This is a genomic window from Homoserinimonas flava (genome assembly GCF_054969005.1).
The window spans coordinates 50,142-74,277 of sequence record NZ_JBUEQS010000004.1 but is presented as its reverse complement, the minus strand read 5'-3'; the positions used below and the strand labels follow the sequence as shown (position 1 = coordinate 74,277).

The window sequence follows — 24,136 nt, the reverse complement described above, 5'->3', positions numbered from 1 at the left end:
GGGATCGCCGGTCATGGGGTCGGTGCGGCCTCAGGGCTGGCACTCGGCGCAGCCTCGCCATCCTCGCCTGCCGGCTCATCGACAGATGGTTCGGCCTCCCCAGTGGAGGCAAGTGGTCGTGTTCGCTCGAACGGAGGCTCCGCCGCGACAGCATCCTCTGAATCGAACAGGTACGATCCATCGTCGGAATAGCTGATGTCTTCGCCGCTGACTTGTTTGAGCGGGTACACGCCCCAGCCCCCATTGCCCGCGCGTTCGTTTGGAACCAGCCAGAACTCGCCGTTCTCGGTGACCTGGTACCACTCCCACGTGCTCGTCGGGTCGTGCGCGGTGATGAGTGGATCGCCACTCTGAGTGAAGAGCTGCACATCACTCAGGGGGTTCCCCTCGGCGTCGTAGACGAAGATGTTGCGGACCTCCTCGCCGTTCATGGTCAGACCGCTCGGTACCCAAGACTGTTCATTCTCCGCGTAGGAGGCGTTGGCCGACGCGTTCGCGACGGCCGCCAGCTGAAAGGGGATGGTGATGACGGCGAGCACACTCACCACGACCTTGGCGACGCGGAGCCACCGTTGCGGCATCCAGCTGCCTCGGCCCCACTGCACACTCAGCACGAGCGCTGCAATGAGCACCAGCCAGGCGTAGGGCGATGGTGGCAGAAGGAACCACGAGGTGCCCAGAAGTGGCGCAGCGACCACGCTGTAGAGCAGCCACCCTCGCAACAACCACCAGGCAGGTCTGATCGCGAGGGCGAAGTCGAGTGCCGCGTTGCCCCCTTTCGCCGAACGCAGATAGGCGGCGGCGTCCGAGCGGATGCTGCGCACATCTGCCAGTCGCGGGATTCTGCGTCGACCGGCACGAGCAGCGATGCCGGCCGACGTGCGCAGCTCTTCGGCATAGGCGACGGGATCGCCGAGCTCGACGTGCCCTGCATCGTGCGCCTGCTCTTCGAGATCGGCCTCAAGGCCCTCTGTGAGGTCATCTACTTCTTCGGGACTCAGGTCGTTCAGCTCTGCGCGGACGGCCGCGGCAAACGTCCGAATCGCTGGGCTCACCGCTGATGTTGCGCTCATTTCGTCTCTCCCGTGAACGTGGTGGTGGTGTCATCAGCGGTCAACGCCGATCCGGTACCGTCGACCCGGCCTGCCGTGCCGAGCACTCTCGACAGGGTCCCCGAGAACGTGTCCCAGTCGGCGCGCTGCCGCTGAAGCATCACGCGGCCCTGCGGCGTCATCGAGTAGTACTTTCTGTGCGGGCCGCCATCGGATGGCACGACATAGGTGGAGAGGGCCCCTCCGCTGTAGAGGCGCCGTAGCGTGCCGTACACCGACGCGTCGCCGATCTCGTCGATACCAGCGGCACGAAGCCGTCGCACGACGTCGTAGCCGTAGCCGTCTTCGTGCTCGATCACCGCGAGGACCGCTGCATCAAGCACGCCCTTCAACAACTGTGTGGTGTCCATTCGCTCTCCTTATGCTGCGAATCACACTACTACGTACTCCACACTACTGCGCAAGACGCGAGGGGCGGTGTGGCGTGTGCACGAGAGCGCACTCGTCTCCACCACACGACAGAAGGCCCCCGCTCCATGAGCGGGGGCCTTCGTTGTGGTGTTGCTACGCGCTGACCTGCGCCTGGTCGCGCCGCACTCCGGAGCGCACCTCAACCTTGCGCGGCTTTGCCCGCTCGCTGATTGGGATCATGACGCTGAGTACGCCGTTGTCGTAGTGAGCGCTGATCTGTTCGGTGTCGAGACCGTCGCCGAGGTTAAGCTGCCGCAAGAAGCCTCCGGTGGGGCGCTCGTGGGCGAGCCAGCTGATCCCCTCGTCACTGCGGGGGGTGCGCTGAGCCCGAATGGTGAGCACCTGTCCGTCGACGTCAACATCGATCGAACCCGGGTCGACGCCAGGAAGGTCCGCGCTCAGCACGTAGTGGTCGCCTTCTTTGTGAAGGTCGATCGGCATGAGGCGTGGGCCGCGCTGGGCATCGAGCAGGTTCGCGGCGACGCGGTCCAGCTCACGGAACGGGTCGAATGTCATGGCCATTATCGTCAACTCCTTCGCGTTGGCCGCTTTCGCGGTGTACCTAAGTTGAGTCGCTTCGACTCAATGCAAGATTAGCACTCTCGCCCCGTGAGTGCCAGAATCTGCTGGCGCGTGAAAGGCCGCTAGTGTCGCCTCATGATCCCAGTGGAAAACCTCGTGGCGTTCGTGGTCGCCTCGTTGCTCCTCATCGTCATTCCCGGCCCCAGCGTGCTCTTTGTGGTCGGTCGCTCGATCGCGCTCGGACGCAGCGCCGGCGTCGTCAGTGTCATCGGGAACTCGCTCGGCACGATCCCTGCGGTGCTCGCCGTGGCATTCGGGGTCGGCGCCATCGTCGCGTCGTCAGTCGTGGCCTTCACAATCATAAAGTTTGTCGGCGCCGCGTACCTCATTTGGCTCGGCATCCAGGCCATCCGCCACCGAAACACCCGCATCGAGGTCGATGGAGCGGGAGCGCCGAGCACCCGCCGGTTGCTGTGGCAGGGCATCATTGTGGGGTTGACGAACCCCAAGACGATCGCGTTCTTCGTTGCGGTGCTCCCCCAGTTCGTCGACCGCACGGCCGGCCCGCTTTGGCTGCAGCTTCTCGTGCTCGGGCTCATTTTTCAGGTGCTCGCGGTCACGTGTGACAGCGTGTGGGCACTCGCGGCGGGCACGGCGCGGCTATGGCTCGGCCGGTCCCCTCGACGACTCGCGACCCTCTCCGGCACCGGCGGAGTAATGATGATCGGCCTCGGCGGGGCACTCGCCTTCACCGGTGCGAAGGAAGCCTGACGCGCACCGGAACAGCACCGCCGACGTGAGTCCCGACGCACACCGCCCTCCCGCCCCTCACGGAAATTCAGGAGATTCGAGGTGGCGCGCCCGCTCGCGCACGGCAGCGCAGGGCGCACCGATGGTGCTCGGTCAGATCTCCTGAATTTCCGCGGCGGGCGCGGGTGCACCGGGGCCGGGGGCGGCGGCTCAGGTGAGGCGTCGGCCCGCCGCCCACACGTGCTCGACCTGCCAGTCGGCGTCAAACACGACGATGTCGGCGGCGAAACCGGGTGCCAGTCGACCGAATCGTTCGTCGAGGCCGAGCGCCCGGGCGGGCGTCGCGCTGAGGGCCGTCACCGCGACGACCGGGTCGAGGCCCATCGTGGTGACTGCGCAGCGCAGCGCAGCATCCTGGGTCAGCGTCGAACCGGCAATGGTGGTAGTGCCGCTGAGCAGAGCACGACCCTCGCGCACCGAAACGTTGAGCGAGCCAAGGCGGTAGTCGCCGTCACTCGACCCGGCCGCCGCCATCGCGTCGGTGACGAGCGCGATGCGGCCTGGCGCCGACGCGAAGGCGGAGTGGGCGACCTCCGGATGCACGTGCACTCCGTCGAGGATGAGCTCGATGGTCACACGGTCGTCGGCGAATGCCGCGGTGATGGGCCCAGGTGCCCGATGGTGGATGCCCGGCATCGCGTTGAAGGCGTGCGTCAGCACACGCGCGCCACGGTCGAACGCGGCCCGCGTTGTGTCGTAGTCAGCCTCGGTGTGACCGATGGCGACGGTGATGCCGACATCGACGAGGTGGTCGATCGCTTCCATCGCCCCCGGACGCTCCGGCGCGATCGTGATCTGCCGGATGCTGCCTCGCGCCGAGTCGAGCAGGGTCTCGAGTTCGAGGGCGTCGGCGTCGCGCAAGTGTTCGGGGTTGTGCGCGCCACGTCGAGCCACGGCAAGGAACGGGCCTTCAAGGTGCGCGCCGAGCACGAGCGGGTCTTCTTCGACGAGGTCGGCGATTGTCTCAAGGCTGTTGCGCAGCATGGCGATGGGGTTCGAGACGAGGGTGATGAGGGACCTCGTCGTGCCGTGCGCCCGGTGGGTGGCGAGGGCCCCTTCGATCGCCTCGTCGCCGTCATCGAACGCGAAGCCGCCTCCGCCGTGGCAGTGGAGGTCGATGAACCCGGGCGTGACGGTTCGGCCCGCGAGGTCGATCACGGTGCCGGCGTCAGGTGCTCTGCCGGTGCCGGTCGCGGTGATGGTGTCGCCCTCCGCGAGCATCCAGAAATCGTCGGCGGCGCCGGCGGCGTCTATCTTGCGCGCCCCTGTGAACACAGTCATCTCAGGCATGCGCAAAGCCTACGGCGAGCGGTCCTCGTGTTGTCGGAGGCGGGCGGTGTTAGCGGAAGATGATGGTGCGCTGCCCGTCGAGCAGCACCCGATTCTCGGCGAACCATTTCACGGCCTGCGTGAGGGTGCGGCTCTCCTCGTCTTGACCGATCGCCATGAGCTCCTCCGGCGAGCGCGAATGGTCAACCCGCACGATGTTCTGCTCGATGATCGGGCCCTCGTCGAGGTCACTTGTCACAAAATGGGCGGTCGCCCCAATGATCTTCACGCCGCGGGCATGCGCCTGACGGTAGGGGCTGGCACCCTTGAACCCCGGCAGAAACGAGTGGTGGATGTTGATGGCCCGGCCCGCGAGAAACTCGCACAGTTCGGGCGACAGAATCTGCATGTAGCGCGCGAGCACGACGAGCTCGATGTCGTGCTGCTCAACCTCGGCCCGGATGCGCGCCTCAAACTCGGCCTTCTCTGCGACGCTGCCCACGGGCATCCGCTCGAATGGCACACCGTAGAACTCTGCGAGGCCTCGCAGTTCGTCATGGTTGCTGAGCACGAGGGGCACGTGCACCGGCAGCTGGCCGGCCCGCTCGCGGAACAGCAGATCGTTGAGGCAGTGCGCCGCCTTGGAGACAAGCACGAGGGTGCGCAGCGGGCGACCAACCACATCGAGCTGCCACTGCATGTCGTAGCGCTCGACGACGGGGGCGAGCGCACCCTCGAACTCCTCGCGCGTCGCGGTCGACTCAACCTGCAAGCGCATGAAGAAGTGGTCGGTGTCGAGGCTCGAGAACTGCTGCGATTCGGTGATGTTGCCCTTCGCCTCGACGATTGCCCCGCTCAGGGCATGCACGATGCCGGGGCGGTCGTTGCACACAATCGTGAGCACCCAGTGGGTCGAGTCGAGTTCGGAGGGGGGCAGCGAGTTCACCTGTACAGAGTAGGGCGAAACCGGATGCTCGATAGAATGGGGCGTCGTCGCGCGGTCTGCGACGGCCCGTTGGCGGCGTCACGCCAAGCATCGAACGGATGTCGTCGCTCATGACTTCGCCATTTTCAACCTCTGCTCGTTCCTTCCCCTATCTCGCGCTGTTCGTCGTCGCGCTTGCCGTGTTTCTCAGTGTCACGATCGAGATGCTGCCGACCGGCCTGCTCTCGCTTATGGGCGACGAGCTCGGCGTGCCGAACTCGTACATCGGTCTCACGGTGAGTGTGTTTGCGTTCACGGTCGTGCTCTCGAGTGCGCCCCTCGCGCACCTCACCCGCCGCGCGAATCGGCACACTCTCGTCATCGTGGTGTTGCTGGTGCTGTCGGTCGCGACGGCGCTCACCGCGATCGCGCCGAGCTATCCGGTGCTCATCGCGGCCCGCATCCTGGGTGGTCTTGCGCACGGCCTGTTCTGGGCGGTCGTCGGCGCCTACGCCGCCTACCTCGTGCCAAAGGAGCAGATTGGGCGGGCGGTGTCGATCACGCTGGGCGGCGGCTCGCTCGCCTTCGTGCTCGGGGTGCCGCTCGGCACGGCGCTCGGTCAGGCGGTCGGGTGGCGGTGGGCCTTCGGCATTCTGGCGCTGCTGACGCTCATCGGCACGGCCTTCGTCTTCAAGCTGCTGCCCCGTGTGGAGGCGGGTGCTGCCGCCCCCACCAACACGATTCCGACGGTGTCGTCCGCGACCGGCAGCATCACCGTGTTGACGGATGCCACGAGGGTGCCCCGCCCGCAACAGTCGGTGCTCGCGGTCGTGTTCGTGTGTCTCATCACGGCCGTGGTGATGATTGGCCAGTACAGCTTCTACACCTATGTGGAACCGTTCCTCACGGGGCCGATGGGGCTCGACGCGGTCGCCGTGAGCCCTGCGCTCTTCGCCTACGGCATCGCGGGGGTTGTGTCGCTCTTCATCGTCGCCGCGTGGCTGGGCAGTCGTCCGCGTCTGGGCCTCATGATGGCGCTCGCCTCGCTCTTCGGGGTGTCGCTCGTGCTCGTCTTCGTGCCGCACGTGCTTCCCATCTCGTTTGCTGCGTTCTTGCTGTGGGGGCTCGCCCTTGGCATGATTCCGCCGCTCCTGCAGACCCGCGTGCTGCACGCAGCACCAGCGAGGATGCGCGACACCGCGAGCGCGTACTACACGACCGCCTTCAACACGGGCATCGGCGGTGGGGCGCTCCTCGGGGCGGTCGCCCTCGAACAGTGGGGCATCGGCACCCTCCCTGCGATCGTCTCGGTGCTCGTCGTCGGAGCGATGCTGTTCGTCGTCGTGTCCGACGCGGTGCTTGCGCGGCAGCGCCCGCGGAGGGTGCTCGAGCACTGACCGCACCACAGCGAAGGATCGACTCGGAAGGATGCTTGGGCGTCGTCTCAGCGGCTAAGATCAGCATGTCGCGACTGGCGTTGAGATGGGCAACCATCGGGGAGCGACTGACATCGCAGCGGCCGTACGCCTGGGCCGCCCGAGAACCGCGACACCGTTGCGGGTAACTTGGTCATGTCAGCCCTAAGGAGCCAGTGTGAACGACAAACTTCCCTCCACCTTCACCGACCCGCTGTCGAGCGTCGACCCTGAGATCGCCGCCGTCCTCGGCCAAGAACTCGGCCGCCAGCGCGACACCCTCGAAATGATCGCGAGCGAGAACTTCGTCTCCCGCGCGGTGCTCGAGGCGCAGGGTTCGGTGCTCACCAACAAATACGCGGAGGGCTACCCCGGCCGCCGCTACTACGGCGGATGCGAATACGTCGACATCGCCGAGGACCTCGCCCGCGATCGCGCCAAGGCGCTGTTCGGTGCCGGCTATGCCAACGTGCAGCCTCACTCGGGTGCACAGGCAAACGCGGCGGTGCTGATGGCGCTTGCGAACCCGGGCGACAACATCCTGGGCCTCGAGCTTGCCCACGGCGGCCACCTCACCCACGGCATGAAGCTGAACTTCTCGGGCAAGCTCTACAACGCCAACTCCTACGGCGTCGACCCGACGACCGCCCGCGTCGACATGGACATCGTGCGCGAGCAGGCACTCGCCGTGCGCCCCACCGTCATCATCGCCGGCTGGTCGGCCTACCCGCGTCAGCTCGACTTCGCCGCGTTCCGCGCGATCGCCGACGAGGTTGGCGCCAAGCTCTGGGTCGACATGGCACATTTCGCCGGTCTCGTCGCCACGGGGCTGCACCCCTCCCCCGTGCCCTACGCCGACGTCGTGAGCTCGACCGCGCACAAGACCCTCGCGGGCCCGCGGTCTGGCTTCATCCTCACCAACGACCTTGAAATGCACAAGAAGATCAACTCGGCGGTCTTTCCCGGCCAGCAGGGCGGGCCGCTCATGCACGTCATCGCCGCCAAGGCGACCGCGTTCAAGCTCGCCGCCGAACCCGAGTTCAAAGACCGCCAGGAGCGCACCGTCAGCGGCGCGAAGATCCTCGCCGAACGCCTCATGGCCGACGACGCGAAGGCGGCCGGCATCGACCTCCTCACTGGTGGCACCGATGTGCACCTCGTGCTCGTCGACCTGCGCAACTCGGCCATTCACGGCAAAGACGCGGAGGACATCCTCCACGAGGTCGGCATCACCGTGAACCGCAACTCCGTGCCGAACGACCCCCGCCCGCCGCTCACCCCCTCCGGGGTGCGCATCGGCACGCCGGCCCTCGCAACGCGCGGCTTCGGCGATGCCGAGTTCAACGAGGTCGCCGACATCATCGCGACGGCCCTCATGCCGAACCCCGATGTCGAGGCACTCCGCGCCCGCGTCACACGGCTCGCCAGCGAGTTCCCGCTCTACCCTGGTCTGAACTCACCAGGCACCTGGGCCTAAAGGCATGACCGCCACCATCCTCGACGGCGTCGCGACGGCATCCGCCGTCAAAGGCGAACTCGCCCAACGCATCGCCGCCCTCAAAGCGAAGGGCGTGACGCCGGGCCTCGGCACCCTGCTCGTCGGCGACGACCCCGGCTCACGCTCCTACGTCGCAGGCAAGCACCGCGACTGCGCCGAGGTCGGCATCGAGTCGATTCGCGTCGACCTGCCGGCGACGGCGACGAATGCGGATGTCGCGGCGGCCATCCGTGACCTCAACACCGACCAGCGCGTCACCGGCTACATCGTGCAGCTCCCCCTGCCGAAGGGGCTCGATGAGCACGCGGCGCTCGAGCTCATTGACCCGGCGAAAGACGCCGACGGGTTGCATCCGACCAACCTGGGCCGACTCGTGCTCGGCATCGAGGGTGAGCTCGCCTCGCCCCTCCCGTGCACGCCGGCCGGCATCGTCGAAATGCTGCAGCGCTACGACGTGCCGATCAGCGGAAAGCACGTCACGGTGGTCGGCCGGGGCCTCACGGTCGGTCGCCCCCTCGGCCTGCTGTTCACCCGCAAAGGGCTGGATGCCACGGTCACCCTCACCCACTCGCGCACCAACGACCTTGCGGCCGAGGTGCAGCGTGCCGACATCGTCGTGGCTGCCGTGGGTGTGCCGCACCTCATCAAAGCGGAGTGGATCAAGCCGGGCGCTGCCGTGCTCGACGTTGGCATCACCCGCGTGCACGACGAGGAGACCGGCAAGGGCAAGCTCACGGGCGACGTGGACCCTGCTGTTGCCGACGTGGCTGGGTTTCTCTCGCCGAACCCCGGTGGGGTCGGCCCCATGACCAGGGCGATGCTGCTCGCGAACGTCGTGAAAGCGGCCGAGCGCGACCTGCGCTGACCTTCGGCTGGGAACCCTTCGCGAGGGGTGGTCGATCCAGCGGGGCCGACCTAGCGTGGGCGCATGACCGAGCAGAAGAACAACGACAGCCCTGATTCCGCGAGCCGCGACCTGGAGCACAGCGAAGCGCCCATCGATCAGGTGGGAGACCAGCGTAGCGGCGGCGAACAGCCAGACGGCGGCGAGCAGAATCCGCCACTGCCCGACGGCGGCCCGACCGACGGCGAGCACGGCACCGACAACGATCCGGCGCTCGAGGACTAGCGAGCCACAACCCGGAGCGCTCGAAGCCTCCGAGCTCACACGGCAGCCTCGTAGGATGTGGGGATGCCCTCAGCTCTCTCGCGCACGTTCGCCGCGCTGTTCAACGCCCTCCGCGGCGCCCTCATCGGCATTGCCGAGATCATTCCGGGGGTGAGCGGCGGCACGATTGCGCTCATCGTCGGGGTGTACCGCACGCTGATCGACTCGGCCGGGCACCTCGTGCGCGGCGTCGTCACCGTCGTCGTCGACGGCATCCGCCGCCGCGGGCAGGCGCGCAGCCGCGAGCATTTCACGCACGTGCAGTGGGCCGTTATTGTCCCAATTGTCATCGGCATGTTTGCCGCCGTATTTCTCGGTGCCGCCCTGCTGGCACCGCTCATCGAGGAACACCCTGAGCTCGCGCGAGCGCTCTTTGCCGGCCTCATCGCGACGTCACTCATCGTGCCGATCCGCATGGTGGGCGGGCGCTGGCGCCCGATCGAATGGCTCGGTGCAATCGCCGCGGCGGCGCTCGCGTTCGGTTTCTCGTCAATCCCGACCGCCGACCCCGCCAACCCGCCGCTCATTCTCGTCGCCGTCGCGGCGGCGTTTGCCGTGTGCGCCCTCGTGCTGCCCGGTGTCTCCGGCTCGTTCCTGCTACTCATCTTCGGCATGTACGCCCCCACACTCGAGGCCGTCAACGATCGAGACGTCGTCTATCTGGGCACCTTCGTCGTCGGCGCCATCATCGGTCTCAGCCTTTTCGTCAGTGGCCTCCAGTGGCTGCTCGATCACCGAGGACGCATCACCCTCGCGATCATGACGGGGCTCATGGTCGGCTCACTGCGGGCACTGTGGCCGTGGCAGTCGGAGAGCGGCACGGTAGAGGCCCCCGGCGATGTTGCTGCCGCCGTCATCGCCTTCATCATCGGTGTCGCCATCGTGGCGGTGCTGTTGCTCGTCGAGTCAATGCTCGTGCGGCGTCGCGCCGTCGAGGGCACGGATGTGCTCCATCCTTCGACCGGAGAGATCGAGACCGACGATCTCCGCTGAACAACCGGTACTCAATGATCGGCTGGCGATCGTTGCCGGTTGTTTCGTCGAGGCTGCGCCGGCCGGGCCGCTCGGGATATTCTGAAGTATGAGCGAACTCAGACTTGAAGAGCTGTCGGCGGCAAACGTGGTTGCGGCGAACGGACTCTCCCTCAAGCCGGGCCAGGAGCAGTTCATTGCCCCCGTCACCTACGCCATGGCCGACCCGTTTCTCGACCCGAGCACGACCTGGTCGCGGGTTGTCGTCGATGGATCCGATGAGGTGGTCGGGTTTCTTCTCGCGAACTTCGACCCCGATGCTGTCGAGGAGGAGTTCAAGAGCTGCATCTGGCGCATGAACGTCGCCGCGAAGGCGCAGCGCCTCGGCGTCGGGCGGTTCATTGTCGATGAGGCCGTGGCTGAGGCTCGGCGGCGCGGGTTCGCGAGGCTCACCGTGATGTGGGAGTCGGGCGATGACGGCCCTGAAGACTTCTTCCTCCGCGTCGGCTTCGCCGTGATCGGCGAGACCCAGTACGGCGAGAAGATCGGCGCCATCGAAACCTGATGCCGTCGCGCCAGGCACCCGAGCCGGAGCCGCTCGACCCAGAGCCGCTCGACTTTGCGACCGCCGTGCTCGAGGTGGTCGCATCCATTCCCCCGGGCCTCGTCATGACCTATGGCGATGTCGCGGCCGAGCTCGGGTCGCGTGCAGCGCGCAGGGTCGGCACCGTCATGGCGCAGTGCGGTGCGGATGCCCCGTGGTGGCGCGTCATCCGGGCAAATGGCCTGCCCCCCGCCGGTCACGCGGAGCGGGCCCTCGCACACTATCGGGACGAGGACACCCCGTTGCGGTGGTCTGATGATGGCTCGTACCGGGTAGACCTTCGCGTCGCCCGGCATTTCTGAGCTGCAGCGGGCCGAGACCGGCCCGCGATCCCTGACTCGCGTGGGAGCGCTCCCACCCCCGGATTGGAGGTAGTTGAGATTCCCCTCCATGTGCCACTCTGGCCGTGCGCTGAGCACCCGATCGCCACGCATGGAGAGTCCAATGAAGAATTCTGCAGCAGTCCTCGCCCTCGTCGTCATCCCCGTCGCGCTCACCGGCTGCAGCACGCCGGGCGCGGGCGCGAGCAGCGCGACCGACACGGCCGAGATCACCGTCGGAGTGCTTCCGAGCGCCGAGACCGCGCCGCTGTTCCTCGGCATCGACGAGGGCTACTTCGCCGCTGAGGGCATCACGGTGCGGGTGGCCTCCTTCGCGGCCGGCAGTGCAGCGCTCGTCGCCCCCGTCATCGCAGGCGACTACGACGTGGCGGTGAGCGACCTGCTCACCCTGATGGTCGCCCACGACATCGAGCAACCGGTGCACCTCATCGCCCCGGCCGGCTCGGCGACAGGCGATGCGGGGGCCGACTTCGGCGCGCTCGTCGTTCCCGAAGCATCGCCCATTCGCGAGCTCAGCGATCTCCAAGGCGCACTCGTCGGCTCGAACAGCCTGCGCGACACCAACCACATCGTGCTCCGCGCCACCATGGATGCAACCGTGAGCGCCTCGGCCACCATCGACTGGGCCGAAGTGCCCTTCCACGATGCGCAGGCGGCACTCAGCGACGGCACGGTGGATGCTGCGTTCCTGGTCGAGCCCTACCTGACACGGGCGATCAACGGCGGCAATCGCGTGCTGAGCTACTCGTACTCCGAGTTCGACCCCGCACTCGATGTCAACGCCTACTTCACCTCCACAGCCTTCGCAGAAGAGCAACCGGAGCTGCTGGAACGATTCACGGCGGCCTTGATGAAATCCATCGAGCACGCCGCAGCGTCACCAGCGGATGCGCGGTCAGCGATGAGCGCCTACACGCAGACGCAGTGGAACGAGCGCACGTCGGCCGTGCTGCCGAGGTACACAACGACGTTCGACACCGAGGCGGCACATCGCCTCGCCGACGCCGGCGTCAAGTACGCGCTGCTCAAGACCAACCCGAGCATCGACGAATTGCTGCCGTAGGCGGCGCTCAGCGCACCCGCACCGATAGGCAGGTGACGCAGCCTTCGAGCTTTTCGAACTCGCTCACATCAACGGCCACGACGGTGTATCCGAGGCGCTCAAGCAGCGCAGCGGTCTTTGGCGCAGCATCGGACAGCAGCACCGTCTCGCGATCGAGCACGACCACTGCGGCACCCTCGGCCTCGGGGACGGGCAAGAAGCGAGCGAAGAGCGACGGCTCATCGATGAGCGGGGCGAAGCCGATGATGGTGCCATCTGGCAGTGCTGTCATCGCAGACTTAAGGTGGAGTGCCTTGGTGACCGGCACCGCTACGACCTCGTAGCCGAGCGGTTGCACGATGCGGCGAAGCTGGCGAATCCCCTCGGCATTCGTGCGACTACTGCTGCCGACGTAGACGGTTGTGCCGACTTTGAGCACATCGCCGCCCTCCAGCGTTCCCGGGGCTTCGATGCGGGCAATCTTCAGCCTCAAGCCGCGCATGAGCGACTCGACTGCCTCAGACTCTCCCACCCGCGAGGCATGGCCCGCCGCACCGATGACGGCGGTATCGCCGAACATCACGACCGTGTCCTCGACGAACACCGAGTCGGCGAATCCTTCAGCGACCGGCACCTCGACAACCTCCCAGCCGTGGTTGTCGAGCGCCGCGACATAGCCCTCCCACTGCCGATCGGCGCGCTCAGAATCAACACCGCGCGGCTCGAGGTGCGTGAGCTGTCCCTCTGCGAGCGTGCTTGCTGGCAGGCGCACAAGCGCGATCCGTCGTTGCCCCTCTGGCCCTGTGGCACCCGCGATGACGTGCCAGAGCGCGACGCCGATGGTCGCAGCGAGAATCCCGCTCGCGACGATGAAGACCAGGTTCGGCCCGATGAGGGTCGACGCGAGATAGCTCGTCGTGGCGGCATCGAGCAGGGCTCCGTCGCCGAGCAGATCGAGCATGCTGCCGAAGTACGCGCTGATTGTCGCGACCGCGAGCGTGACGGGGAGCGCGATGTACCAGCGGCGGAAGGCCTCAAGCGCGGCAGCGAGACTCAACAGCACAAAGGCGAAGAGTGTGCCGTTCTGAGAGAACGCACCCACAGAGGTGAAGTTCGCCGGATCGGCGCCACCCGCGATGAAGAACGCAAACACGGTCGTGACGTGCGCGAGCAACGCCACCCCCGCACCGGTTGCGAGCGATCCGAGGATGCGCCGAAAAAGGGTGATGTGCGGTGAGGGATACGCCATCCCCCGAGCCTATTGCCCGGGGGAAGGCGCATCACACGAGCGAGTCGCGCCAGGCGGCGTGCATCTGTGAGAAGCGCCCGTCCCCCGCAATGAGCTCCTCTGGCACGCCGTCTTCGATGACCTCGCCGTGCTCCATCACGAGCACGCGGTCGGCGATTTCGATGGTCGAGAGGCGGTGCGCAATGATGACGGCGGTGCGGTCGGCGAGCAGGGTTTGCAGGCCGCGCTGCACGAGACGCTCGCTCGGGAGGTCAAGCGACGCGGTCGCCTCATCGAGGATGAGCACGGTCGGGTCGGCAAGGAATGCCCTCGCGAACGACAGCAACTGCCGCTGCCCCGCCGAAACTCGGCCGCCGCGCTTGTTCACATCGGTCGCATAGCCATCCGGCAGCGCACAGATGAACTCGTGCGCGCCGACAGCCTTCGCGGCATCCTGAATCTCGGCGAGAGTTGCCCCCGGTCTGCCGAGCGCAATATTGTCGGCCACCGTGCCGCTGAAGAGGTATGCCTCCTGCGTCACCATCACGATTGCGCGTCGCAGATCTTTTGGATGCAGCGTGCGCAGGTCGATGCCGTCGAGCGACACGCTCCCGGCCGAGGGGTCGTAGAAGCGTGCGATGAGTTTCGCGAGCGTCGACTTGCCAGCCCCGGTCGTGCCGACGAGCGCAATCGTCTGCCCGGCGGGGATTTCGAGCGTGAACGACGGCAGGATGACGCGCTCCGGCGTGTAGGCGAAGGTGACGTCATCGAACGCCACGGTGCCGTTCGCTTTGCGCAGGTCCACGGGCTTGACGGGGTCTGGCACGCTCGGCAACTCCTCGAGCACGCCCGAGATCTTTTCGAGCGCGGCCGCAGCCGACTGGTACGAGTTGTAGAACATCGCCATCTCCTCCGCCGGGGCGAAGAAGTTGCGCGTGTACAGCACCGCGGCGAGGAGCACGCCGATGGGCAGTGAGCCGTCGGCGACCCGGAGCCCGCCAACCAGAAGCACCACACCAAGCGTGACGTTGCCGATGAGCACAAGGATCGGCTCATAGGTGCCGAAGAGCTGGATGACCCGCGCATTCGCATCGCGGTTGTCTTCGACGAGGGCACCGAACTCCCGCTCATTGCGACGCTCCTTACGGAACGCCTGCACGGCACGAATACCCGTCATCGACTCGACGAACTGCACGATCATGCGGGCGGATGCAACGCGCGTGCGCCGGAACATCCGTTGCGAGTTCACCTGGAACCACCGCGTCAAGATTGCGAGCGGCACGAGCGACAGCAGCAGGATGACCCCGCTCACCCAGTCGATGACGAGCAGCGCAATCGCGATGAACACCATGTAGAGCCCACCCTGCACGAGCTGGTTGAGCCCGTTGCCGAGCAACTCCTTGATCGACTCGAGATCGCTTGTCTGGCGCGAAATAATGCGGCCGGACGTGTAGTTCTCGTGGAACTCGAGACTGAGTCGCTGGGTGTGCAAAAACACTCGCTTGCGCAGATCGAGCAGCATCGACTGGGCGAGCTTGGCGGTCAGCACCGTGTACCAGGCGACCAGCACCGCGCCGAGCACGCCGGTCGCAACATACGCGGCGACCGTGAGCGAGATCGGCATCCAGTCGCCGTCGATGGCGGCCGGGAGCCCCGAATCCACGCCGACGGCGATGAGCGCCGGTCCGGCGACCTGCGCCACCGTGCTCACCAGGATGACCGCTGCTGTGAGCGACACCGTCTTCGACAGCGGGCGCACGAGCGAACCCAGCAGGCGCACCGAACGGCCCTGCATGAGTTTGTTTTCTACCCGGGACAGGTCGTCCCGCTCTTCTTCTGTGCCGAGCGTGCTCACAGCGCGCCTCCCTTCTCCGTTGTGTCGCTTTCGTCAGTGTTGCCTGCGCTGCCAGTGCTGCCTGCGTCGCCTGCGTCAGGGCGGTCGCCCGCCTCGAACGAGGTGATGACGAAGCGGTAGTGCTCGCTCCGTGCGAGCAGTTCTGCGTGCGTGCCGACATCATCGATGCGGCCGTCGCGCATGAGCGCCACCCGGTCGGCGAGCTGCACCGTCGAAGGCCGGTGCGCCACGACGAGCGCCGTCGTGCTCGCAAGCACGCGGCGCAGCCCCGCCTCGACCGCCGCCTCGGTGTCGACATCGAGCGCCGAGAGCGGGTCGTCGAGCACGAGCACGCTCGGCTTTGCCGCAACCGCCCGCGCGAGCGCCAGCCGCTGCCGCTGCCCGCCAGACAGACTCATGCCCTCCTCGCCGACCCTCGTGTCGAGCCCATCGGGGAGCTCGTGGACAAAGTCGGCCTGCGCGATCTCGAGTGCCTCGGCAAGGTCGTCCTCTGAGGCATCCGGTCGACCGAGCAGCACGTTGTCGCGCACGCTCGACGAGAAGAGGATCGCCTCCTCGAATCCCATCGCGACCCGCTCACGCAACTGCTCCCGCGTGAGGTCACGGATGTCAACACCATCGAGCAGGATGCGACCACCAGTGAGGTCGTAGAGCCGCGTCGTGAGCGCCGTGAGCGTCGTCTTGCCGCACCCGGTGAGCCCGACGAGCGCCATGGTTTCGCCAGGAAGTAGCTCGAGATCGACCCCGTCGACGATGTCGCGCGCGTCGCCCGGAGCATCCTGATAGCGGAAGTGCACGTTCTCGAACACGAGCCTGCCCTCCCCTCGCGCCGAATCGGACGGGGTCGCGGGATCGGTGATCGGATTCGTTTCATCCATGACCTCGAAGAAACGGTCGACCGCGGTGCGGGTATCAAACGTCATCGAGAGCAAGAAGCCGATCGATTCGACCGGCCAGCGCAGCACCGACGCCGTCGCGAAGAAGGCGACGAGCCCTCCCAGCGTGATCGCGTCATTCGCGGCAAGCACCACCCCCGCGAACAGCGAGAGGGCGAACGTCACATCGGGCACGAGCAGCAACCACAACCAGATGCCCGCGACCGCGCGCGCCTTCTCGATTTCGGTTCCGCGGAGCTCCTCGGCCTGCTTCGTGAAGTTCTCGAGCGCGTGACGGCCACGACCAAACGCTTTGAGCACCCGGATGCCGTGCACCGACTCCTCGACGGTCGTCGCGAGATCGCCGGCTTGGTCTTGGCTCAGCCGCGCCACCCGGGAATACCGGTTCTCAAAGACGAAGGTGTAGATCCAGAGCGGGATCGAGCAAATCATGAAGAGCACGCCGAGCTGCCAGCTGAGGTTGAACAGAAACACGAAACCAATGACGACCGTCACGACGTTCACGACCAGCAGCACGATGCCAAACGACAACCACCGGCGGATGAGGCTCAGGTCGGTCGACATGCGTGACAGCAGCTGCCCGCTCGGCCAGCGATCGTGAAACGACACGGGCAGGTTCTGCAGGTGCGCATACAGCGCGTTGCGCATCCCCGCCTCGATTTGCGTGCCCGGCACGAGCACAAACCACCGGCGCAGCCAGATCATGGCCGCTTCGAGACCACCGAGCGCAAGCACGGCGCCCACAGCCCACCACAGACCGTTCAGATCACCGTCACTGAGCGGGCCATCCACGAGTGCACGAAGTACCTGTGGGATGACGAGCGCGACAACCGCGCCGATGAGCGCGGCAACCGCACCGAAGCTGATGCGCACCAACGCCGGGCGCGCAAACGGAAGGATGCGCAGGATCGCGCGGGCAGTCGAGAGGCGTCGCGGCGACGCCTCCGCCTTGGAGGAAAACACGGTGTTGCTCGTTTCTGTGGTGATGATTCGAGTGCGCAGAAGCGCGAATGCGAGCGGTCCCGGAGTGGAGGGACATCGCCGTCAGTCGATGGGTGCATCAACTGACGTGGCAGACGGTCATGACGGGGCGACGCGACGCTCGGACGCGCACCGAGCAGCTGCTCAGCGGGGCATCCGAGCCAACAGGCGAGATGCTAGGCGTCGCGGAGGAGTCCCAGTGGGCGCTTCACGCCACGGAACCGGCCCGCCGGAGCAGCAAACGCGAGGGCACCAGAGACCGTGAGTGTGACGGCGGTCGTGTGCATAGTGCCTCCTTGACATGCGTGGAACCTGCTCGCGCGTAGGCGCAGGCGGACATCCAGCGTACTCATGCTCGTCGCGGCATGGCAACCGCCGCGAGCGATTCCCGCCGAGAATCAGTGGAAGAAGTGGCGCTCACCCGTGAAATACATCGTCACGCCCGCCGCGGCCGCCGCCTCGATGACCTCGGCGTCGCGCACCGAACCACCCGGCTGGACGACCGCACGCACGCCGCCCTTGATGAGCACCTCAAGCCCGTCTGCAAATGGGAAGAAGGCATCGGATGCCGCGACACTCTCCGGCGCCCGGTCACCCGCCCGCGTCACCGCGAGATAGCACGAGTCCACCCGGTTGACCTGACCCATGCCAACACCGACCGAGGCGCCATCCTTCGCAAGGAGGATCGCATTCGACTTCACGGAGCGCACCGCGCGCCAAGCGAACGCGAGATCGGCGAGAGTCGCCGAATCTGCCGGCTCGCCGGTCGCAAGCTGCCAGGTGTCGGTCGAGAAATCCGCATAGGTGTCGGGCGACTGCACGAGCAGGCCGCCCGAGATCTGGCGAACCTCACGGTCGGCGCGGGCAAAATCGGCCGGCAGCTGCAGCAGCCGCAGGTTCTTCTTCGTCTGCAGCACCGCGAGCGCCTCAGGCTCGAATCCCGGCGCCACAATCACCTCGGTGAAGATGTCCTTGATCGACAGCGCCGCCGCCGCCGTCAGCGTGCGGTTCGCCGCGATGACGCCGCCGAACGCCGACACCGGGTCGCAGTTGTGGGCGCGCGAATGCGCCGACGCGATCGGGTCGCCCTCGGCACCCGCGACGGCAATGCCGCAAGGGTTGGCATGCTTGATGATCGCCACGGCAGGCTCATCGAAGTCGAACGCGGCCCGCACCGCAGCATCCGCATCGACGTAGTTGTTGTACGACATCTCCTTGCCGTGAAGCTGTGTCGCCTGGGCGATGCCCGTGCCGTGCTGCTCAACGTAGAGGGCCGCCGACTGGTGCGAGTTCTCGCCGTACCGCAGCTCCTGCTTGAGGGTCGCGCTGAGGGTGATCTCCGCGGGAGCGGTGCTCGTGGCGGGAGCGGTGCTCGCTGCGGGGGCATCGGCCTTTGCCGCCTCGTGCTCGGCTCGGACCCCGACGTTGCCGGCAAACCACTCCGCCACCGCCGAATCGTAGGCCGCCGTGTGCGCGAACGCCTCGCCAGCGAGACGCTGCCGTTGGGCGAGCGTTGTGCCGCCGAGCGTCGCCGCCTTGATGATCTGCTGGTAGCTGTCGGGCGAGACCGCGATCGCCACATTGGCGTGATTCTTCGCCGCCGCGCGCACCATCGCCGGGCCGCCGATGTCGATCTGCTCGACAACTGCATCACCCTCAGCGCCAGACGCAACCGTCTCGACAAACGGATACAGGTTCACCACGACAAGCTCAAATGGCTCAACGCCGAGCTCCGCAAGCTGACGCTCGTGGTGCTCAAGGCGCAAGTCGGCGAGGATCGCCGCGTGCACAAACGGGTGCAGCGTCTTGACGCGACCGTCAAGCGCCTCCGGGAAGCCCGTCACCGTCGCAACCTCAGTGACAGGATGCCCCGCCTCGGCAATCATCTTCGCCGTCGACCCCGTCGACACAATCTCCACACCCGTGCCAACGAGGGCGGCCGCGAGCTCGAGCAGGCCGGACTTGTCGCTCACCGAAATGAGGGCCCGCTTCAACGGGATGGCGTCGCGGTGACGGTACAGGGATGCGTCGTGGCTGGGGCCGCTCATGCGACAAGCTCCTTCAGATTGATGGTTCCGTTGGCGATGTCGAGCACGACCTGCACGAGCAGTTCGCGCTCCACCACCTTGATGCGGTCGTGGAGTGTCGACTCCGTGTCATGCGGCAGCACAGGCACGCGGCGCTGCGAAAGAATCGGCCCGCTATCGACCCCGGCGTCAACGACAATGACGCTCGCACCTGTCTCCGACACCCCGGCGGCGATCGCATCGCGAACACCATGGGCGCCAGGGAACTCGGGCAAGAACGCCGGATGCGTGTTAATCAGATTCGGCGACAACGCGTCGACAAACGCGGCCGGCAGCAACCGCATCAGGCCACTCAAAATGACAAGGTCAGGTTCCCAGCGCTGCACCTGCTCCAGCAGCGCCTCACCCCACGCCTCGCGACTCGAATAGTTTGCGTACGACACGGCAAACGACGGGATGCCAAAGTCCTCCGCGTGGGCGAGCCCATCAGCATCACGGTCGGCACCGATCGCGACCACCCTCGCGGGAAACTCCGCATCCTCCGACGCCTCCAACAACGAGCGCAGGTTCGAGCCACCGCCGGAGATGAGCACGACGAGTTTCAGCACCCGCCAAGCCTACTCCGACGCAGCACCCCGCCGACCGCCAACCAGCAGCCCCAACACGCACGCGACACCCACCTCGAGCGCCGCACACAACCCCACCATGAGGGCGTCGGGGCCGAGCTCCGCGAGGCGGCCAGGACCGCCGCTGCCGCCAGACCACCACGCCAACAGCCCAAACCCAGCACCCGCCACCACACCCGCCAGCGACCCGAGCGCCACCAGCGACGGGAGCGGCAGCATCCGGAACTCAGGTTTCGCGCGGAGCAGCGCACCGACCAAGAACCCGATCACGACAGGGACGAGCACCCCGACAAAGCCAAACGCGAGATCGCCCGTCGGCAACGCCCCGAACACAGGGATCGCCGGAATCGGGCCGAGCGTCGTGCCGAGCGGCGACACCGCCGAACCAGTGCCGAGCGCGAACCCCGGCCCGATAAGCCATGACGCGCACCAGATCACCAGATTCGGCACAAACGCGAGCTGCGCCACCGTGAGCGCGATGCCCCCAAGCACGCCAGTCTGCGACGACTGATACAGGGCAATGATGCTGCCGTAATTCGTGGCGACGAGCACCGCGACGAGCACCGACGCGACAATCATGACGGCGGCAACCGACATGGCGCCAGCCAGCAGCGCACCACCGACCACCCGTCGCACCGCCGCCGGCCAGTCCGTGAGCCGAGCCCACACACGGTCAACAACATCCCGTGGACGCGTGCCGGCCAGCCGCTGCCGCGCCAGCCATGCGCCGATCGCAAGACCCGCCGCAAATACAAGCGTCGAACAGATGGTCCCCTGCACGATGGAGGGGCGCGCCGAGTCGTGGAGCGCGGTCAGCACGGCAATGAACGCGAGCACGCCGAACGTGGCAACAGACACCGCCAGCCCCAGCAGGTGGTGCGGGGTTTCGGCGATGCGACGGCCGGCACGCTGCCCCAGCAGCAACGTCAACAGCCCGAACCCGAGCGGCGCGATCGACAGCACGAACGGCTGCTCTGCCCCCGCCAGACCGAGCGACGCGACCAGCGTCTCATCCAGCGTGATCGTCATCCCAGCCCCGTGGCCGAGCAGCCACACGTCGACCGCGACCCGCCAAAACACCAGCCAGTCGATCTGCAGCTCGTACTGAAAACCCCACAGCAGCGTGAGCGGCACCAGCGAGATGCCAATGCCGATGCCCACAACAAGGAGCGCCTCCAGGGCGGAGAAGACGGCGGTGAGCGAGCGATTCATACCGCTCACGACCCTAGCCGGGCCCACCCGCCGAAGTGCTGCGCCGTACCGGCGCCGCGAGCATCCGCCCCGCTGGAAGTTCAGGAGATCGTGCGGCCCACTCCCCCAGATGCCTGAGAGTTCGCGGGCGGCGCTGCGCCTTTCCTGAATTTGCGTGAAGGGTGGGGGGATGACTGCATCGGTGTATGCCCGCGCGCTCGGTGACGACTTCGGGATGCTGCATCCAGAGCTGCAGCGATGGTTCGGCAGCACGGCCAGGGTGCGGGCGCAGGGTGTGTTCGATGAGGCGGGGTCGCGGCTGCGCTGGTTGCGGCCGTTGTGGAGCGTCGCTGCGCGACTTGGCCTGCTGTGCCCCGAGTACGGTCGCGGGGTGCCGTTTGAGGCGACCATGACGCCGGTCGGGGTGAGCACGGTCGCCACGCGACGCGTGCTGCGGTTCGAGTCGGGCGTGCGGGTGCTCGCCGACACGACCCGTGTGGTGCGCGGCCGGCTGGTCGACGCGCATGCCCGCGGGCGGCTTCAGGTCGAGATGGTGCCGGAGGTCATCGACGGGGCCCTTGTCGCGCATTCCGGACGAGCCCGACTCATGCTCGCGCGGCGTCTGCCGGTGCCCGTCCCGTCGCCGCGTGTGACCCTGCGGCACGCCTGGGATGCGAGCGCCGCGCGGCACACGGTCGACGTGTCGGTGCGGGTTCCCCTGCTCGGCGAAGTGTTCGGCTACCGCGGGAACTTCGCGATGCTCGCAGAGGCGTGAGACTGCGCAAGTTGTCGCGAATGCGCCGTGAGACGACGAATTGCGCAGTCTCAGCGACCTGAGGCCGCGGGCCCCACACGACAAAGGGCCCGCCGAAGCGGGCCCTTCGCACGTGGTGACGCTTAGAGCGACGCGAGGATTTCGCGCATGAGCGTGGCGGCCTCGGACGGCGTCTTGCCGACCTTGACGCCGGCGGCCTCGAGGGCCTCCTGCTTTGCCTGCGCCGTGCCGGCCGAGCCGGAAACGATGGCGCCAGCGTGACCCATGGTCTTGCCCTCGGGGGCGGTGAAGCCCGCGACGTAGCCGACAACGGGCTTCGTGACATTCGCCTTGATGAAGTCGGCAGCACGCTCTTCAGCGTCGCCACCGATCTCGCCGATCATGACGATCGCCTTCGTCTCGGGGTCTGCCTCGAATGCCGCGAGGGCGTCGATGTGGGTGGTGCCGATGATGGGGTCGCCGCCGATGCCGATCGCGGTCGAGAAGCCCAGGTCACGGAGCTCGTACATCATCTGGTAGGTCAGCGTGCCCGACTTGGAGACGAGGCCGATTGGGCCCTTGCCGGTGATGTTCGCGGGCGTGATGCCGACGAGCGCCTCACCTGGGGTGATGATGCCGGGGCAGTTCGGACCGATGATGCGGGTCTTGCTGCCCTTCTCCTGCGCGTACGCCCAGAACTCGGCCGAGTCGCCGACGGGAACACCCTCGGTGATGATGACGAGGAGCGGGATCTCGGCGTCGATGGCCTCGATGACCGCGTCCTTGGTGAAGGCCGGCGGCACAAAAGCGATCGACACGTCGGCGCCGGTCTTTTCGATCGCCTCGGCGACCGAACCGAAGACGGGCAGCTCGATCTGCGAGCCATCCTGCGCGGCGTGGGTGACGGTCGTGCCAGCCTTGCGGGCGTTGACGCCACCGACGACCTGCGTGCCGGCCTTGAGCATGAGGGCGGTGTGCTTGGTGCCCTCACCGCCCGTGATGCCCTGCACGATGACCTTGGAGTCCTTGTTGAGGAAGATTGACATTCCGGTGTTCCTTACTTCGCGGCGTGGGCGAGTTCGGCGGCCTTGTCGGCGCCCTCGTCCATAGAGGCGGCGAGGGTGACCAGCGGGTGGTTCGCCTCGTTGAGGATGCGGCGACCCTCGTCGACGTTGTTGCCGTCGAGTCGCACGACGAGCGGCTTGTCGGCCGCGTCGCCCAAGATCTCGAGGGCCTTGACGATGCCGTTCGCGACCGCGTCGCAGCTCGTGATGCCACCGAAGACGTTGACGAACACACTCTTGACCTGCGAGTCGCCGAGGATCACGTCGAGGCCGTTCGCCATGACGGTGGCGGATGCTCCGCCGCCGATGTCGAGGAAGTTGGCGGGCTTCACGCCGCCATGCTTCTCGCCCGCGTAGGCGACAACATCGAGCGTGCTCATGACGAGCCCAGCACCGTTGCCGATGATGCCGACCTGGCCGTCGAGCTTGACGTAGTTGAGGTCGTTGGCCTTCGCCTTCGCCTCGAGGGGGTCAGCGGCATCCTTGTCTTCGAGCGCTTCGTGGTTTGCGTGACGGAAGCCGGCGTTCTCATCGAGCGAGACCTTGCCGTCGAGGGCGATGATCTCGCCATCCTCTGTGAGCACGAGCGGGTTGACCTCGACGAGCGTCGCGTCTTCACCCTTGTAGACGTCGTAGAGCTTGACGAACACGGGCGCGACCTTGGCGACGAGGTCGTCGGGGAAGCCACCGGCGCGAGCGATCTCCTCCGCCTTGGCGAGGTCGATGCCGTGGGCCGGGTTCACCTCGATCTTGGCGAGCGCTTCGGGGCGCTCGACCGCGAGCTCCTCGATCTCCATGCCGCCCTCGATGCTGCAGAGCGAAAGGTAGGACCGGTTGGCCCGGTCGAGCAGCACCGAGAAGTAGAACTCCTTATCGATGCGGGCGCCCTGGGCGACCATGACGCGCTTGACGATGTGGCCCTTGATGTCGAGGCCGAGAATCTGCTCGGCTGCGGCGTAGGCGTCATCGGCGTTGTGCACGACCTTGACGCCGCCGGCCTTTCCGCGACCTCCGGCCTTGACCTGGGCCTTGACGACGACGGTGCCACCGATCTTCTCGGCCGCGGCCTTCGCCTCTTCGGGTGTGTCGGCAATCAGGCCGGCAAGTACGGGCACGCCGTAGGACTCAAAAAGGTCCCTGGCCTGGTACTCAAATAGATCCACGCTGCTCATTCCAATCCGCGCGTAATGGGGTGTGATTAGGCGATTTTTCTGAAGCGGACCGGAAAACCAGGCCCGGAGAAGATGCCACGAAGCACTCTACCCGCTGGGTGTACGGCGTTCTCCCCGACAACCGTTCATCGGGAATGAAAGAACATCGATTCCTTCGCCTCGGCACCCGCGGTCGCGGTTCGCCCGCGCCGTTGAGGCATCGAGAGGTCAAAATCTGCGCCATAGCCACGCTTATGGCGCAAATTTTGACCTC

The 24,136-nt window shown here is 66.7% G+C and carries 23 protein-coding genes and 1 riboswitch; of the genes, 10 read left to right on the top strand and 13 right to left on the bottom strand.

The features are described from left to right. Positions 1–11: 11 nt before the first annotated feature. From ACY48M_RS12510 to ACY48M_RS12500, 3 genes are all read right to left on the bottom strand, one after another. A complete protein-coding gene (locus tag ACY48M_RS12510; protein WP_462820624.1) occupies positions 12–1,073 on the bottom strand; it encodes a hypothetical protein in 1,062 nt (353 codons plus the stop codon). Next, entirely contained in the window at positions 1,070–1,462 is a 393-nt protein-coding gene (locus ACY48M_RS12505; RefSeq protein WP_462820623.1) for a PadR family transcriptional regulator, read from the bottom strand. The genes ACY48M_RS12510 and ACY48M_RS12505 overlap by 4 nt, the downstream gene beginning before the upstream one ends. Before the next feature lie 154 nt (positions 1,463–1,616). Continuing rightward, positions 1,617–2,045, bottom strand: a complete 429-nt coding sequence (locus ACY48M_RS12500) for an Hsp20/alpha crystallin family protein (protein WP_462820622.1) — start codon at positions 2,043–2,045, stop codon at positions 1,617–1,619. A 135-nt stretch (positions 2,046–2,180) separates the two neighbouring features. Here ACY48M_RS12500 and ACY48M_RS12495 point away from each other — a divergent pair, with 135 nt between their 5' ends. Further along, on the top strand, positions 2,181–2,816 hold the full coding sequence (locus ACY48M_RS12495; RefSeq protein ID WP_462820621.1) for a LysE family translocator: 636 nt from the start codon (positions 2,181–2,183) through the stop codon (positions 2,814–2,816). Positions 2,817–3,005: 189 nt separating this feature from the next. Here the strand turns inward: ACY48M_RS12495 and nagA are convergent, their stop codons facing one another. Next, the gene (nagA, locus tag ACY48M_RS12490; RefSeq protein ID WP_462820620.1) at positions 3,006–4,145 is read right to left on the bottom strand and encodes an N-acetylglucosamine-6-phosphate deacetylase; all 1,140 of its coding nucleotides are present in this window, start codon (positions 4,143–4,145) and stop codon (positions 3,006–3,008) included. Positions 4,146–4,194: 49 nt separating this feature from the next. Continuing rightward, positions 4,195–5,070: a formyltetrahydrofolate deformylase gene (purU, locus tag ACY48M_RS12485; protein ID WP_462820619.1), complete on the bottom strand. Its 876-nt coding sequence runs from the start codon at positions 5,068–5,070 to the stop codon at positions 4,195–4,197. 110 nt (positions 5,071–5,180) lie between these two features. On the opposite strand from purU, the gene ACY48M_RS12480 reads away from it, so the two are divergent. The 8 genes from ACY48M_RS12480 to ACY48M_RS12445 all read left to right on the top strand — a co-directional run bounded on the left by ACY48M_RS12480 (position 5,181) and on the right by ACY48M_RS12445 (position 12,110). Continuing rightward, positions 5,181–6,446 carry an MFS transporter gene (locus tag ACY48M_RS12480; protein WP_462820618.1) on the top strand — a complete coding sequence of 422 codons (1,266 nt, stop codon included), beginning with the start codon at positions 5,181–5,183 and terminating at the stop codon, positions 6,444–6,446. Positions 6,447–6,506: 60 nt separating this feature from the next. Then, a riboswitch (ZMP/ZTP riboswitch) is annotated at positions 6,507–6,589 on the top strand. Positions 6,590–6,642: 53 nt separating this feature from the next. Further along, positions 6,643–7,941: a serine hydroxymethyltransferase gene (gene glyA / locus ACY48M_RS12475; RefSeq protein ID WP_462820617.1), complete on the top strand. Its 1,299-nt coding sequence runs from the start codon at positions 6,643–6,645 to the stop codon at positions 7,939–7,941. A 4-nt stretch (positions 7,942–7,945) separates the two neighbouring features. Further along, positions 7,946–8,827, top strand: coding sequence for a bifunctional methylenetetrahydrofolate dehydrogenase/methenyltetrahydrofolate cyclohydrolase (locus tag ACY48M_RS12470; protein ID WP_462820616.1), 882 nt, complete (start codon positions 7,946–7,948; stop codon positions 8,825–8,827). Positions 8,828–8,890: 63 nt separating this feature from the next. After that, positions 8,891–9,091 (top strand): hypothetical protein, encoded by a 201-nt coding sequence (locus tag ACY48M_RS12465; RefSeq protein WP_462820615.1) that lies wholly within the window; start codon positions 8,891–8,893, stop codon positions 9,089–9,091. 63 nt (positions 9,092–9,154) lie between these two features. Beyond that, the gene (locus ACY48M_RS12460; RefSeq protein ID WP_462820614.1) at positions 9,155–10,123 is read left to right on the top strand and encodes a DUF368 domain-containing protein; all 969 of its coding nucleotides are present in this window, start codon (positions 9,155–9,157) and stop codon (positions 10,121–10,123) included. Between the two features lie 88 nt (positions 10,124–10,211). Then, complete coding sequence (locus tag ACY48M_RS12455) at positions 10,212–10,667, top strand: GNAT family N-acetyltransferase (protein ID WP_462820613.1); 456 nt, start codon at positions 10,212–10,214, stop codon at positions 10,665–10,667. Continuing rightward, positions 10,667–11,008: an MGMT family protein gene (locus ACY48M_RS12450; RefSeq protein ID WP_462820612.1), complete on the top strand. Its 342-nt coding sequence runs from the start codon at positions 10,667–10,669 to the stop codon at positions 11,006–11,008. The genes ACY48M_RS12455 and ACY48M_RS12450 overlap by 1 nt, the downstream gene beginning before the upstream one ends. A gap of 142 nt (positions 11,009–11,150) precedes the next feature. Next, on the top strand, positions 11,151–12,110 hold the full coding sequence (locus tag ACY48M_RS12445; RefSeq protein ID WP_462820611.1) for an ABC transporter substrate-binding protein: 960 nt from the start codon (positions 11,151–11,153) through the stop codon (positions 12,108–12,110). 7 nt (positions 12,111–12,117) lie between these two features. Here ACY48M_RS12445 and ddaH read toward each other — a convergent pair whose 3' ends face one another. The 6 genes from ddaH to ACY48M_RS12415 all read right to left on the bottom strand — a co-directional run bounded on the left by ddaH (position 12,118) and on the right by ACY48M_RS12415 (position 20,914). Continuing rightward, positions 12,118–13,338, bottom strand: a complete 1,221-nt coding sequence (ddaH, locus tag ACY48M_RS12440; protein ID WP_462820610.1) for a dimethylargininase — start codon at positions 13,336–13,338, stop codon at positions 12,118–12,120. Between the two features lie 31 nt (positions 13,339–13,369). Further along, entirely contained in the window at positions 13,370–15,172 is a 1,803-nt protein-coding gene (locus ACY48M_RS12435; RefSeq protein WP_462820609.1) for an ABC transporter ATP-binding protein, read from the bottom strand. After that, entirely contained in the window at positions 15,169–17,031 is a 1,863-nt protein-coding gene (locus ACY48M_RS12430; RefSeq protein ID WP_462820608.1) for an ABC transporter ATP-binding protein, read from the bottom strand. The genes ACY48M_RS12435 and ACY48M_RS12430 overlap by 4 nt, the downstream gene beginning before the upstream one ends. A gap of 416 nt (positions 17,032–17,447) precedes the next feature. Then, the gene (gene purH / locus ACY48M_RS12425) at positions 17,448–19,097 is read right to left on the bottom strand and encodes a bifunctional phosphoribosylaminoimidazolecarboxamide formyltransferase/IMP cyclohydrolase (protein WP_462820607.1); all 1,650 of its coding nucleotides are present in this window, start codon (positions 19,095–19,097) and stop codon (positions 17,448–17,450) included. Next, positions 19,094–19,684 (bottom strand): phosphoribosylglycinamide formyltransferase, encoded by a 591-nt coding sequence (purN, locus tag ACY48M_RS12420; RefSeq protein ID WP_462820606.1) that lies wholly within the window; start codon positions 19,682–19,684, stop codon positions 19,094–19,096. Before purN ends, purH begins: the two co-directional genes overlap by 4 nt. Positions 19,685–19,693: 9 nt before the next feature. Then, positions 19,694–20,914, bottom strand: coding sequence for a cell division protein PerM (locus ACY48M_RS12415; RefSeq protein ID WP_462820713.1), 1,221 nt, complete (start codon positions 20,912–20,914; stop codon positions 19,694–19,696). A 169-nt stretch (positions 20,915–21,083) separates the two neighbouring features. Between ACY48M_RS12415 and ACY48M_RS12410 the strand changes: the two genes are divergently transcribed. Continuing rightward, positions 21,084–21,668: a DUF4166 domain-containing protein gene (locus ACY48M_RS12410; RefSeq protein ID WP_462820605.1), complete on the top strand. Its 585-nt coding sequence runs from the start codon at positions 21,084–21,086 to the stop codon at positions 21,666–21,668. A gap of 122 nt (positions 21,669–21,790) precedes the next feature. Here ACY48M_RS12410 and sucD read toward each other — a convergent pair whose 3' ends face one another. Together sucD and sucC are read right to left on the bottom strand one after the other, a co-directional pair. Beyond that, positions 21,791–22,693 carry a succinate--CoA ligase subunit alpha gene (gene sucD / locus ACY48M_RS12405; protein ID WP_462820604.1) on the bottom strand — a complete coding sequence of 301 codons (903 nt, stop codon included), beginning with the start codon at positions 22,691–22,693 and terminating at the stop codon, positions 21,791–21,793. Between the two features lie 11 nt (positions 22,694–22,704). Beyond that, positions 22,705–23,874, bottom strand: a complete 1,170-nt coding sequence (gene sucC, locus ACY48M_RS12400) for an ADP-forming succinate--CoA ligase subunit beta (protein WP_462820712.1) — start codon at positions 23,872–23,874, stop codon at positions 22,705–22,707. Between the last annotated feature and the right edge of the window lie 262 nt (positions 23,875–24,136).

Excerpts from the sequence above, each read along its gene's own strand:
- ACY48M_RS12510 (WP_462820624.1), bottom strand. The coding sequence starts at position 1,073 with ATGAGCGCAACATCAGCGGTGAGCCCAGCGATTCGGACGTTTGCCGCG.
- ACY48M_RS12505 (WP_462820623.1), bottom strand. The coding sequence starts at position 1,462 with ATGGACACCACACAGTTGTTGAAGGGCGTGCTTGATGCAGCGGTCCTC.
- ACY48M_RS12500 (WP_462820622.1), bottom strand. The coding sequence starts at position 2,045 with ATGGCCATGACATTCGACCCGTTCCGTGAGCTGGACCGCGTCGCCGCG.
- ACY48M_RS12495 (WP_462820621.1), top strand. The coding sequence starts at position 2,181 with ATGATCCCAGTGGAAAACCTCGTGGCGTTCGTGGTCGCCTCGTTGCTC.
- nagA (WP_462820620.1), bottom strand. The coding sequence starts at position 4,145 with ATGCCTGAGATGACTGTGTTCACAGGGGCGCGCAAGATAGACGCCGCC.
- ACY48M_RS12480 (WP_462820618.1), top strand. The coding sequence starts at position 5,181 with ATGACTTCGCCATTTTCAACCTCTGCTCGTTCCTTCCCCTATCTCGCG.
- ACY48M_RS12470 (WP_462820616.1), top strand. The coding sequence starts at position 7,946 with ATGACCGCCACCATCCTCGACGGCGTCGCGACGGCATCCGCCGTCAAA.
- ACY48M_RS12465 (WP_462820615.1), top strand. The coding sequence starts at position 8,891 with ATGACCGAGCAGAAGAACAACGACAGCCCTGATTCCGCGAGCCGCGAC.
- ACY48M_RS12460 (WP_462820614.1), top strand. The coding sequence starts at position 9,155 with ATGCCCTCAGCTCTCTCGCGCACGTTCGCCGCGCTGTTCAACGCCCTC.
- ACY48M_RS12455 (WP_462820613.1), top strand. The coding sequence starts at position 10,212 with ATGAGCGAACTCAGACTTGAAGAGCTGTCGGCGGCAAACGTGGTTGCG.
- ACY48M_RS12450 (WP_462820612.1), top strand. The coding sequence starts at position 10,667 with ATGCCGTCGCGCCAGGCACCCGAGCCGGAGCCGCTCGACCCAGAGCCG.
- ACY48M_RS12445 (WP_462820611.1), top strand. The coding sequence starts at position 11,151 with ATGAAGAATTCTGCAGCAGTCCTCGCCCTCGTCGTCATCCCCGTCGCG.
- ddaH (WP_462820610.1), bottom strand. The coding sequence starts at position 13,338 with ATGGCGTATCCCTCACCGCACATCACCCTTTTTCGGCGCATCCTCGGA.
- purH (WP_462820607.1), bottom strand. The coding sequence starts at position 19,097 with ATGAGCGGCCCCAGCCACGACGCATCCCTGTACCGTCACCGCGACGCC.
- ACY48M_RS12415 (WP_462820713.1), bottom strand. The coding sequence starts at position 20,914 with ATGAATCGCTCGCTCACCGCCGTCTTCTCCGCCCTGGAGGCGCTCCTT.
- ACY48M_RS12410 (WP_462820605.1), top strand. The coding sequence starts at position 21,084 with ATGACTGCATCGGTGTATGCCCGCGCGCTCGGTGACGACTTCGGGATG.
- sucD (WP_462820604.1), bottom strand. The coding sequence starts at position 22,693 with ATGTCAATCTTCCTCAACAAGGACTCCAAGGTCATCGTGCAGGGCATC.